We start from the raw sequence: 11,744 nt of genomic DNA, 5'->3' as shown, positions 1-11,744 counted from the left end.
TTTTTAATACATCGTTGTTTGTTTTTTCTTTCTCTTGCGTAGGAGAACAACGAGAAGAATGATCCCTGCAATCAGCAGAATGCCCCAAGTGAACGGGTTGGGCACATCTTTTGCAATGTAAATATGATTGTCACCAGTAGGATTTAATTTCCAAGTCAATGTTTTTCCATCCTCTGATACACTTGTAGCATTGTGTTCAGTCGCAGCTACAGGAAGGGTTAAGATAAAGCGAAGATTGATTTTATCCAGAATCATGTTTTTCCACTGTTCTGGGATTTCATCAAAAGAACTGTTTTGCTGGAATTTTTTTGCATCCACATGAACATCCATTTTCAATGTGGTAAAAAATAAACCCCAGTCGGTGGTAAATCCAGAACCTGTCCCGTTTTCATTGGGGGGCATAGGCTGACTTCCTTGCAAAGAAGCGACTTGCTTTGTTGCCCAATCATAAGCTGTTTTTAAATTGTTACTGAGATTGGTAGGTGGTTCCTTTAAAAAGTTATCCACATTTTTGGTTGCTTTCCAACCGGTTTTGTCGTCTTTGGTAATTTCTTGTATTTGATAACCTTGTTGTGCCAGTTGTTCTTTCATTTTTTCTATTTGGTTGTCTTTGTTACCGGTTAAAAATTTGTCAGCAAGAGATGAAGTAAGAAAGGTAAACTCATAGGTACCTGTTAAATCAGCGTTGAGTGTCACATGTGCATCCACATCAACGCAGCCTGTAAGGAGTACAGCTACCATGAGCAATAGAAGAACAGACAGTGTGATTTTCTTTTTGTTAAGCATGATTTCTCCCCTATTACTGATCTGATTCCGTAAAAATAAATCATATTCGTATTTTATTTAAATGAGTATAATCCAACAAGCTAAAAAGATTTGGATTGTTTTCATCATAGACCAAATTGAGGAATGAGAAAAGAAAATGGTCAAGGATTTCAAGGATTTGTCAGATTTTTGGATTTTCTGTTGGCAAGAAAACACCGCCTCAAAGCGTTAGCCTGGGCGGTGGGAGATTCATGGAAGATCAATCAACATAAAAGTAGCGCCAGAGTGCGTAGTCAGGTCGAGCTGATCCTGTTCAGTGATTCGTGCGGAATCTCTGGTATGAAGCTGGGTTTCGCCATGGATCATCAGGTCACCTTCAATAACAAAGAGGAAAATCCGACGCCCTGGTGCCTGTTGGAATGAAATCTCTTTCTTCGCTTCCAGTTTGGATAGATATAGGGTCAAGTCTTGGTGAATATAAGCGACATGTTCGGACTGGACCTTGTTGGAAACAACGGGTAATAGCGCATTGTTCATTTTTTGTGGGTCATATGAAACCGTTTCATATGAGGGTGACAGTTTTGCCTGATTTGGCAAAAACCAGAGTTGTAGAAGATTCACTTCATCGGTGGCAGAAGGGTTCATTTCTGAATGAATGATACCCGTTCCTGCTGTCATGCGTTGGACTTGTCCAAACTGAAGGATTTCCGCATTTCCGATACTGTCTTCATGTTTTAATTGCCCTTTCAAAACAATCGAAACGATTTCCATCTCCTGATGTGGATGAGGCGGAAAGCCATGACCGGGTTGAACGATATCGTCATTTAAGACACGAAGCGGTCCAAAGCTCATATTGTTGGGATCAAAATACTCGGCAAAAGAAAAACTGAAGTGGCTTGTTAACCAGCCATGATCCGCTTTATATCGGGAGTTTGCTGGATATATCCTGATCATCTGAATTCTCCTTTTTGCTTGATATGGTTATGCACATATAGTTCTATATTAAATATCTTAATTTAAAGATATTCAGTTGTCAATTTATCAATAGCCAATACTTTTAATGGTATCTAAGAATGCGAAGAACTATTTGTCAATCTCCATCAATCTTTTTCGTTTGGGCAAAACAGAGAAGGAGCCCTGGTACCAAAAAGAAGACTTTGTCAACAAGCTGTATTTATTTAAAAAGCTATTTGTAATTAAATATGATTAATCGGTTTAAAGCTTTTGACTATTAAAAACCCAAAACTGAAAAATAAGAATGAAACGTATATTTATACTTATTTGATATGAGAAAATGATTTTAATAAATTTAATCATTGACATAAAAAAATAAAGTATTATTATAGATAAAAAGGGATGTTCCTTTGCCAAATTGGACTGAGGGATTTGTCACACTATTCAAACGGAGGAGAGGTTATGAGCTTATTTCGTACCAAAAGCATCGAGTCGCTTGTCCGAGATGGTCAGCAAAAAAGCAAGTTGAAACGTGCTCTCAATGCCTGGGATTTGACACTTCTGGGAATTGGGGCGATTATTGGAACGGGTATTTTTGTATTAACAGGAACCGGTGCCTTAAAATCGGGGCCAGCTTTGCCTCTGTCATTTATTATTGCCGGAATTGCCTGTGTATTCACAGCATTGGCATATGCTGAATTTGCCTCAACAGTTCCTGTGTCCGGTTCAGCCTACACGTATAGCTATGCCACTTTGGGAGAGATCGTGGCCTGGATCATTGGATGGGATTTGGTGCTTGAGTATCTGTTTGCGGTCAGTTCAGTTTCAGTGGGATGGTCAGGGTATTTTCAGCATCTCCTGTCTGGATTTGGCATTCAGCTGCCAACAGCTTTAACTGCTGCACCAAAAGCAATCCCTGGTGTTAAGACTATTTTCAATTTGCCTGCATTTATCATTGTTATGATTATTACATTTTTATTAGCCCGGGGAGTCACTACTTCCAAACGTGTCAATAATATCATGGTCATCATCAAAGTTTTCGTTATTTTCTTGTTTATTGCTGTCGCTATGTGGTATGTAAAGCCCGTTCATTGGCAACCATTCACACCTTTTGGCTTTAATGGTGTTGTTGCAGCAGCCGCAACCGTATTTTTTGCCTATGTCGGTTTTGATGCAGTCGCATCTGCTGCTGAAGAAACAAAAAATCCGAAACGGGACTTGCCACGCGGTCTTCTGTATTCTTTGCTGATCTGTACAGCCCTTTACGTGATCGTTTCAGCCATTATGACTGGGGTCGTTCCATTCCAGCAATTTGAGAAAAACCTGTCTCATCCTGTATCCTTGGTACTTGATGTAGCAGGACAAAACTGGGTAGCCGGATTTATTGATATCGGTGCAATCATGGGGATGACAACGGTTCTTCTCGTTATGCTGTATGGACAAACCCGTATTTTCTACTCCATGTCTCGGGACGGTTTGTTACCAAAACTGTTCTCCAATGTTCATCCAACCTATCGGACGCCTTTTGGGGCAACTTGGGTATTGGGAACCATTGCTGCTTTTGCAGGGGCACTCATTCCATTGGACAAATTGTCTGAACTCGTGAATATTGGAACACTTTTCGCCTTTACACTCGTATGTATCGGGGTGATTGTCCTTCGTTATACCCGTCCAGATTTACCACGTGCTTTCCGTTGTCCAGGTGTTCCGTTCATTCCGCTTGCAGGTGCAGGAATTTGCATTTACTTGATGCTGAACTTGCAGGCGCTGACTTGGCAAGTCTTCTTCATTTGGTTAGCAATCGGTCTAGTGATCTATTTCACTTATTCCAGACGGAATGCAAGCATCAACAAAGAAGAACAGGTACAAGCAAAAGAAGGTGCTTAAAAGGAAATCCCCCCTGTTATTCAGAACAGGGGGGATTTGTTTATGCACGAATCAAATGCAAACGACGGAAAATGTGCAAGAGGCGGTTGCCCATTGGCAGGAGGCGTACTTCGTTTTCACCCAATGTTTTGGTTAGCAATAAGGTGATAAAGAAGACGATGCCTCCAAATAGACCCAGCACAATGCTCATCCATGTATAAGTGAGTCGTAAGTTGCCTGTTGGATCAACCAGATGTTCCATCCCGATATAAGCAAAGTAAAGGAATATGGACATAATCACACCACAAATGGTGGGTTTTATAAAGATCTGTGTATACTTCACCCTGGTTTGGGTTTTTTCCAGAACCGCCCACATATTCAAGATGCAGACGACGAGATAACAAATAACCATGGATAAAGCAGAACCGGCAATTCCGATCAGGGGAATATAGATAAAGTTTCCGATCACTTTTACGATTCCGCCAATGATCAGGTTTTGAACGGGTATTTTATTGTACCCCAATCCTTGCAAAATGCCGGTGCTGGCAGTGGCAACCGTACTAAAAATGGCGGCAAAGGCTAAAATCGCAAGTGGAAACCAGCCTTTATCATCTTTGTACATCATAATGTTAAGCGGTTTGGCGAGAACTGTTACCATCAAACTGGCCGGTAAGCTAACGATCAGGGTCATTAACCAGGCTTGCGAAATGGTACGGCTGACCGCAGCCATTTCCTTTTTGGCCACATAGGCGGAGATAGCCGGAACGAGTGAAAGTGAGATGGCTACTGAAAAAGATTGAATGAGATTGACAAATGGTTCTCCGCGCCCATAGATACCATACAAGGTATTGGCCATTGATAGATTATGTCCCATCCATTGCAACAGGCGTGGAACAGTGGCCGAATCCAAAAACTGGATCATTGGGTAAACCAATGAGCCTAAAGAAATTGGGATGGAGAAGGCAAGAATTTTTTTGATCAATGGCCACAGTGGCTCAGGGTCGGTAGGTGGTTGCTGTTGTACTTTTTTGCGCCATTCTCTTTTATCTCGCAAGTTGTACCACAGGACAACCAGAAGACCACCAATGGCTCCTGTAAACGCTCCCGCTGTTGCACCTGCGGAGATCTGTTCTGACGAAAATCCTGCTTCTACCATGTAATAGGTTAATACGATGACGGTAACGACACGAAGGATTTGTTCAACCACTTGCGAGATCCCGGTTGGCATCATGTTTTGATGGCCTTGGAAATATCCGCGCAGAACCGCCATCAAAGGAACAAAGACAATGGCCAGGGCCAAAACTTGTAACGAAGCTTTCGTCGTTGGGTTATGTAGCATGACATTCGCTACAAAATCCGCTCCCAGATAAAGAGAAAGAGCCAGTACAAGCCCTGTGATCGAAAGAATGATGGAAGCGGCTTTCAATACGCGCCGTGCGTTCAGATGGTCACCCTTGGACAGGCGTTCGGAGACGAACTTGGATACGGTCAACGGAACGCCTGCAGAAGCGATGACCAGCAAGGTAGCGTATAGAGGGAATGAAACTTTATACAATCCAACGATTTCATCCCCGGCGATATTTTGAAATGGAACCCAAAAGAGTGCTCCAATCATTCTGGTTAATAATGTAGCGATACTAAGTATGAGTGTTCCTTTCACTAGTTTGCTAGCCATGAATGTTACTTCCTTTTACTTTAGATTGATCACTTTTCCTATTTTAACAGCTTTATAAAATAAATCATATAAACCAGGTCATTTATTCGCAAAATCGTAATGGCTGTGAAGATTTTGGTTTCTCATGTGAGAGGTTCATGGGACATTGTCCAGAAATAAAGCAGTCTCTTATTGTTGGGAAACTGTTGACTGTGAAGGCAACAGGAACAACTCGTAAAAGGACCCGATGCCAACCCATGAAGATCGCAGCACAAAGAGAGTACTCGGGTTCGCTTGCATTTTTACAGGAATCAGTTCAAAATAGATTCATGATGAAAAATAGTGGATTAAATAGTATGACAGGTTATGGACGAGGCGAAGCTGAAATTGATCAGGTTCGCATCGTAACAGAAATTCGTTCCGTGAATCACCGCTTCCTTGATATTGTGGTGCGTTTGCCAGCTGGCTGGTTGTCCTTTGAAGAGGGAATGAAGCGAGTTGTGAAAAAGTATATAAAAAGAGGAAGGGTGGATGTATTCGTTAGTGTGGAAGGACAACTCAGTCCTGAAAAACAGGTAACAGTCGACTGGAAATTAGTTGCCGGTTATGTGCAAGCGAGCAAAGAAATAGAGAAACATTTCAACATACAAGGTGAACTTACTTTATCTGATCTGATCCGTTTACCAGATATTTGGCTCATTGAAGAAAGTAAGTGGGATGAAGACCACTATCGTTCCGCTTTGTTTGCTTCTTTGGAGAAAGCGTGTGAAGCCTTGCAAGCGATGCGTGAGCAAGAAGGGCAACACCTGGCGGAAGATCTTGCTTTCCGGATCCAAAAGATAAGCGGGATCGTTGCAGAAATGGAAGAGTTGGCTCCACAAGTGGTGGAGTCACTGGAAAAACGTTTGTATGACAAATTGAAGGAATGGATCCATGAAAATCAGGAGATGGAAGATCGCATATTAGCAGAGATCGCTGTGTTTGCGGACAAAGCTGATATTACCGAAGAACTGACACGGCTGAAAAGCCACACCAAAAAATTTTTGGAGAGTCTTTCTTCGGAGGAACCGATTGGACGCCGTTTGGACTTCTTGTTACAGGAGATGAATCGGGAAGTAAATACCATTGGCTCAAAAGCGAATCATCAATCTATCAGTATGCTTGTTGTCGATGCGAAAAGTGAACTCGAAAAAATGAAAGAACAGGTACAAAATATTGAGTAGAGTTTGTAGAATTAGTGGGTCTCGTTGATTCTTCTTGCAAAACGGTCTAAAATAGCCTAGTAGGATAACTTTTTGAGGCTGCTGATAAACAAGAGGGTTTCTTTGGGAGTTGAGCAACAGAAACCCCATGTTGAAACAGAATCTTTGTCCACAAACTCATCATTTTTTGTCAGTGAGATCCGGGAGTTGATCTACGCTGTCATTATTTACAAGGAGGGCACTTTAACTTGGGTATCAAATTAATAAATATTGGTTTTGGCAATATTGTGTCGGCAAATCGTATTGTGTCCATTGTGAGCCCGGATTCCGCTCCAATCAAACGAATTATTCAGGAAGCACGTGAACGCGGCGTATTAATTGATGCGACATACGGACGTCGGACTCGAGCGGTCATCATTACCGATAGTGACCATGTGATCTTGTCTGCTGTACAGCCGGAGACGGTTGCACATCGCTTGCAAAGCAAAGAACAACCTGAAGAGTTAATCGAGTAGAAAGGATTTGTCATGAAAGCTCATTATCAAACGAGAGGTCTTTTAATTGTCCTTTCAGGCCCGTCTGGTGTAGGAAAGGGAACGGTTTGTGCCGCTCTTCGAAAAAGAATGCCAGAACTGGCCTATTCTGTTTCTGCTACTACACGTGCGCCGCGTGAAGGAGAAAGAGAAGGAGTCAATTATTTCTTCAAAACGGTTGAAGAGTTTAAGCAGATGATTGAGCGTGAAGAGTTGATTGAGTGGGCACAATATGTAGGAAATTACTATGGTACCCCACGTCGTTTTGTGGAAGAAACACTTGCACAGGGAAAAGATGTGTTGCTGGAAATTGACGTACAAGGTGCTCACCAAGTAAAACAGCGTTTTCCTGAAGGCATTTTTATTTTCTTATTGCCACCGACGATGGAAGAGTTGAAAAATCGGATTGTCCATCGCGGCACCGAATCAGAAGTCACTCTGGCTCATCGTTTGAATGCGGCAGCTGACGAGTTTAAGCAAATTCACCAATATGATTATGTTGTCATTAATGACGAAGTGGAAAAAGCATGTGAACGAGTAGAAGCGATTATCAAGGCTGAGCATTGCCGGGTTGATCGCTTGGTAATGACAGAGTAAAGGAGGGTTTTCATGCTTTATCCATCCATTGATAAATTGATGACCAAAGCGGATAGCAAATATTCCTTGGTTGTGCTGGCAGCGAAACGTGCACGTCAACTGCTCGATGGAGCAGAACCGCAGCTCAAGCCCAAATCCAAAAAACATGTGGGTGTGGCTTTAGAGGAAATCGCTGAAGATCTCCTGGTAGCTCCAGTACAGAATCGCAAACAATAACAACCTTTTTGGGTTGTTGAGCCGTTGACAATCAGAGAGACTGTTGACAAATCAAGGGTTCCTTTTCCGGTTGAGCAACTTTTGATGGATCAAATAAGCGGGAACGAAATGGAAAGGGAACCCTTATCAATACAGATCTTTTGTCAACGATGCGACAACCTTTTCGGGTTGTTATTTTTATTGTAAAAATAGCGGATAGAGGAGTATCTATATGCATGGGAAACGAATTGTCATTGGGATATCGGGTGGCATTGCTGCATTTAAAGCCGCATCCATTGTGAGTCAGCTGACCCAACGTGGTGTGGATGTGCGTGTCATCATGACTGCTTCCGCTACACAGTTTATCACACCACTTACCTTGCAAACCTTATCGCGCAACCCAGTAGCGGTGGATACATTTGATGAGAAAGATCCTGCCGTTGTGCAACATATTGATTTGGCAGATCATGCGGATTTATTCATTATTGCGCCCGCTACGGCAAATGTCATTGGCAAGATTGCCCATGGCATTGGCGATGACATGTTAACCACCACGTTGCTTGCCACAACGGCTCCCGTAGTGATATGCCCAGCGATGAATGTGCATATGTATGACAATCCGATCGTTCAGGAAAATATCAAACGGTTGCGTCAATTGGGGATGCATTTCATTGAACCGGCGGAAGGCCAATTGGCTTGTGGTTATGTGGGACGGGGAAGACTGGCAGAACCAGAGGAAATAGTTGCATGGGTTGAGCGTTTCTTTGATGGACAGTCCTGTTTGGCTGGAAAAAAGGTATTGATTACGGCTGGGCCTACCGTTGAACCGCTGGATCCGGTACGCTTCTTTTCCAATCATTCTTCAGGAAAAATGGGATTTGCATTGGCAGAAGCAGCTGCTTTGGCAGGAGCCGATGTCACATTGATCAGTGGACCGGTTTCTCTTCCCACTCCGCCACGTGTACGGCGAATTGATGTCGTACGGGCAGAAGAAATGCTGCAAGCGGTTCTAGATGTTCTCCCTGAAATGGATGTGATTATTAAAGCGGCGGCTGTGGCTGACTACCGCCCAAAGCAGGTGTTTGATCAAAAGTTGAAAAAGAGCCAGGACGAATTGACCGTCGTTTTGGAAAAAACAGCAGATATTGCTCAGGAAGTTGGGAAAAGAAAAGCTCCACACCAATTGTTTGTAGGATTTGCGGCAGAAACGGAAGAAGTAGAAACCTATGCACGGGCGAAACTGGAGCGAAAGGGAATGGATTTGATTGTTGCGAATAATGTTTCCGTTCCGGGAGCTGGATTTGGCACAGATACCAATATCGTCACCGTGTATGATCGGAACGGGAGAGTGAAAACCTTCCCGAAAATGTTAAAAAAGATGTTAGCGAAAGAATTAATCTCTCTGATCGGGGATCGATTACATGGCAAATGAAATGGTACGGATAGCCGAAGTGATTGTGGATGTACCTGCCAATAATACCGATCGTCCTTTTGATTACAGAATCCCACCGGAACTTCAGGATGATGTGCAAGTAGGAAGTCGTGTCCTGGTTCCATTTGGGCATCGTAAGGTCATCGGATATTGTATCGGAATCAAGACGGCTTCTTCCTCCATGCGACTCAAATCCATAATCGATGTGATGGATATGGCACCACCCCTTACCCCTGAACTGGTTCAACTGGGACAGGTGATGGCGGAGGAGTATTTATGCCATACCATTACCGCTTTACAGTCGATGGTACCCGCTGTGCTAAAGGGAACCTATCAAAAAATGGTTAAACTGCATCCTGAATCCAGGGAACCTCTTTTTTCTTTATTGAGTGACCCTGAACAGCAGCTGTATTCGCTTTTGGAGAAGCGTGGTGAATGTACTTGGGAAGAAGTGAACAAGATCCCAGGCATGAGTCGCTCGCTACTGAAAAAACTGATCGAAGAAGAACGCATTTTGGTGGAGGAGCGCATCGGGGATCGTGTAACGAAACAAAAGGTAACATGGGTTTGGGCGGCAGATGCTGATCAGTTGCGTTCCGGTTTACAAACGCTGTCACCTCGAGCTGTGCGACAAAGAGAAATCCTGCAATATTTTCTGGATCATCCAGGTGAAGTGGAACTGTCCAAATTATTGACTCATATACGCACAACCCGGTCTACAGTGAAACGATTGGTGGAACAAGGCTGGCTTTGTTGGGAAGAGCGAGAGCAATACCGTGATCCATATGGAGATCGTACCTTTGGCAAAACAGAACCTCTCCCCCTGACGAAGGAACAACAGCGTGCCTTTCAAGCGATCGTAAGACCCATTCATGAGAAGCGTGCCCATACGATTTTACTACATGGAGTGACAGGAAGCGGAAAAACAGAAATTTATTTACAGGCAATCGAAGAAGTGCTGCGGCAGAAGCGAGAGGCGATTGTTCTTGTTCCGGAGATTTCGCTCACCCCTCAGATGGTGCAGCGTTTTAAAGGACGATTTGGCAAACAGGTAGCTGTGCTTCATAGTCGGCTATCAAACGGCGAACGTTATGATGAGTGGCGCAAAATCCGTCAGGGTGAAGTGCAGATTGCGATTGGGGCACGTTCGGCCATTTTCGCTCCCTTTCAAAATTTGGGGTTAATCATTATCGATGAAGAACATGAAACCTCATATAAACAGGAAGAAAATCCAAAATACCATGCAAGGGATATTGCCAAGTGGCGGGCACAAGCACATGGAGCCACGTTGGTATTGGGATCGGCTACTCCTGCTGTCGAAAGTTATTTCAAAGCTCGTACGGGTGAATATGAATGGATTCAACTTACTGAACGTGTACACGGCCGCCCTTTTCCTGAGGTACAAGTCGTGGATATGCGTGAAGAGCTAAGAAAAGGTAATCGCTCCATGTTCAGTCAGTTACTCGCCCGATCGCTCAAAGAGTGTATCGAGCGTGGTGAGCAAGCGGTTCTTTTTTTAAACCGGAGAGGCTTTGCCACTTTTGTGATGTGTCGCTCGTGCGGGGAAACGCTGATCTGTCCTCATTGTGATATTACGTTAACCTATCATCAAACCAATCAGACAGTTCGCTGTCATTATTGCGGATATGCCGAAAGGTTGCCACAAACCTGCCCGAATTGCCAAAGCAAACATATTCGTCACTTTGGTACTGGAACACAGCGGGTGGAAGCAGAATTGCTTCGCCAATTTCCTGATATCAAAGTGATCCGCATGGATGTGGATACAACGAGTCGAAAAGGGGCGCATGAACGGTTATTGGCACAATTTCGTGATGGCAAAGCACATGTATTACTTGGGACACAAATGATTGCCAAGGGATTGGACTTTCCCAAAGTGACATTGGTAGGGGTGATTGCCGCTGATACCATGCTTCACCTGCCTGATTTCCGAGCTGCAGAGCGGACGTTTCAGCTTTTGATGCAGGTGGGAGGTCGAGCTGGGCGGCACGAACAGCCAGGAAAGGTGATTATTCAAACCTATAGCCCTGATCATTATAGTATACATTTAGCTGCCACTTACCAAACAGAAATGTTTTATCGGCAAGAATTGCTTATTCGCAAGCGGCATGTATATCCGCCTTTTTGCAGTTTGTTTACAATCATGATCAGTCACGTCGATCGGATCCATCTCATGAAATATGGGCAACAGATGGCTCAGTTTATTCGCAACAAGGCTCCAGCTGACTGTCACCTCTTGGGACCTGTTCCACCACCCATTGCGAAATTGAAAGATCGTTACCGTTTGCAGATGTTGATCAAATGTCAAACGGATCCAAAAGTATTGGTCAGATTAAAGCATATTTTGCATCAAATCGAAAACATGTTTGATGATAGAGAATTAGTCATTAGTATGGATCGGGAAATCATGAATTTTCCTGTAGGATATTCCGATCTGTTAGAAACCAGTCAGAGCCTGATTTAGAATAAAAATGAAGCTGGAAGATCAAAAAGATACGATCCTTCCATCATCGGCGTAATAAATATAG

10 protein-coding genes are annotated in these 11,744 nt (G+C 43.5%); 7 read left to right on the top strand and 3 right to left on the bottom strand.

Going from position 1 to position 11,744, the window contains the following annotated elements:
- Positions 1–3: 3 nt before the first annotated feature.
- Complete coding sequence (locus BMZ78_RS13280) at positions 4–786, bottom strand: DUF3153 domain-containing protein (RefSeq protein WP_093230925.1); 783 nt, start codon at positions 784–786, stop codon at positions 4–6.
- A 228-nt stretch (positions 787–1,014) separates the two neighbouring features.
- Positions 1,015–1,719, bottom strand: a complete 705-nt coding sequence (locus tag BMZ78_RS13275) for a pirin family protein (protein ID WP_093230924.1) — start codon at positions 1,717–1,719, stop codon at positions 1,015–1,017.
- 462 nt (positions 1,720–2,181) lie between these two features.
- Here BMZ78_RS13275 and bcaP point away from each other — a divergent pair, with 462 nt between their 5' ends.
- Entirely contained in the window at positions 2,182–3,606 is a 1,425-nt protein-coding gene (bcaP, locus tag BMZ78_RS13270) for a branched-chain amino acid transporter BcaP (protein WP_093230923.1), read from the top strand.
- A 40-nt stretch (positions 3,607–3,646) separates the two neighbouring features.
- Here the strand turns inward: bcaP and BMZ78_RS13265 are convergent, their stop codons facing one another.
- A complete protein-coding gene (locus BMZ78_RS13265; RefSeq protein WP_093230922.1) occupies positions 3,647–5,260 on the bottom strand; it encodes a putative polysaccharide biosynthesis protein in 1,614 nt (537 codons plus the stop codon).
- Positions 5,261–5,397: 137 nt separating this feature from the next.
- Here BMZ78_RS13265 and BMZ78_RS13260 point away from each other — a divergent pair, with 137 nt between their 5' ends.
- From BMZ78_RS13260 to priA, 6 genes are all read left to right on the top strand, one after another.
- The gene (locus tag BMZ78_RS13260; RefSeq protein ID WP_093230921.1) at positions 5,398–6,462 is read left to right on the top strand and encodes a YicC/YloC family endoribonuclease; all 1,065 of its coding nucleotides are present in this window, start codon (positions 5,398–5,400) and stop codon (positions 6,460–6,462) included.
- Between the two features lie 227 nt (positions 6,463–6,689).
- Positions 6,690–6,956 carry an extracellular matrix/biofilm regulator RemA gene (gene remA, locus BMZ78_RS13255; protein ID WP_093230920.1) on the top strand — a complete coding sequence of 89 codons (267 nt, stop codon included), beginning with the start codon at positions 6,690–6,692 and terminating at the stop codon, positions 6,954–6,956.
- Positions 6,957–6,968: 12 nt separating this feature from the next.
- Positions 6,969–7,571, top strand: a complete 603-nt coding sequence (gmk, locus tag BMZ78_RS13250; protein ID WP_093230919.1) for a guanylate kinase — start codon at positions 6,969–6,971, stop codon at positions 7,569–7,571.
- A 12-nt stretch (positions 7,572–7,583) separates the two neighbouring features.
- Complete coding sequence (rpoZ, locus tag BMZ78_RS13245) at positions 7,584–7,787, top strand: DNA-directed RNA polymerase subunit omega (protein ID WP_093230918.1); 204 nt, start codon at positions 7,584–7,586, stop codon at positions 7,785–7,787.
- A 211-nt stretch (positions 7,788–7,998) separates the two neighbouring features.
- A complete protein-coding gene (gene coaBC, locus BMZ78_RS13240) occupies positions 7,999–9,198 on the top strand; it encodes a bifunctional phosphopantothenoylcysteine decarboxylase/phosphopantothenate--cysteine ligase CoaBC (RefSeq protein ID WP_093230917.1) in 1,200 nt (399 codons plus the stop codon).
- A complete protein-coding gene (priA, locus tag BMZ78_RS13235; RefSeq protein WP_093230916.1) occupies positions 9,188–11,680 on the top strand; it encodes a primosomal protein N' in 2,493 nt (830 codons plus the stop codon). Before coaBC ends, priA begins: the two co-directional genes overlap by 11 nt.
- The last annotated feature ends 64 nt before the right edge of the window (positions 11,681–11,744 follow it).

Source organism: Thermoflavimicrobium dichotomicum (assembly GCF_900114055.1).
In the GTDB taxonomy this organism is placed as follows: domain Bacteria; phylum Bacillota; class Bacilli; order Thermoactinomycetales; family Thermoactinomycetaceae; genus Thermoflavimicrobium; species Thermoflavimicrobium dichotomicum.
This window is presented reverse-complemented; position numbering and strand designations above follow the sequence as displayed.

Bases quoted from the DNA above. Each gene is read 5' to 3' on its own strand.
- gmk (WP_093230919.1), top strand. From the start codon at position 6,969: ATGAAAGCTCATTATCAAACGAGAGGTCTTTTAATTGTCCTTTCAGGC.
- bcaP (WP_093230923.1), top strand. From the start codon at position 2,182: ATGAGCTTATTTCGTACCAAAAGCATCGAGTCGCTTGTCCGAGATGGT.
- BMZ78_RS13275 (WP_093230924.1), bottom strand. From the start codon at position 1,719: ATGATCAGGATATATCCAGCAAACTCCCGATATAAAGCGGATCATGGC.
- BMZ78_RS13260 (WP_093230921.1), top strand. From the start codon at position 5,398: ATGGGACATTGTCCAGAAATAAAGCAGTCTCTTATTGTTGGGAAACTG.
- coaBC (WP_093230917.1), top strand. From the start codon at position 7,999: ATGCATGGGAAACGAATTGTCATTGGGATATCGGGTGGCATTGCTGCA.
- BMZ78_RS13265 (WP_093230922.1), bottom strand. From the start codon at position 5,260: ATGGCTAGCAAACTAGTGAAAGGAACACTCATACTTAGTATCGCTACA.
- BMZ78_RS13280 (WP_093230925.1), bottom strand. From the start codon at position 786: ATGCTTAACAAAAAGAAAATCACACTGTCTGTTCTTCTATTGCTCATG.
- priA (WP_093230916.1), top strand. From the start codon at position 9,188: ATGGCAAATGAAATGGTACGGATAGCCGAAGTGATTGTGGATGTACCT.
- rpoZ (WP_093230918.1), top strand. From the start codon at position 7,584: ATGCTTTATCCATCCATTGATAAATTGATGACCAAAGCGGATAGCAAA.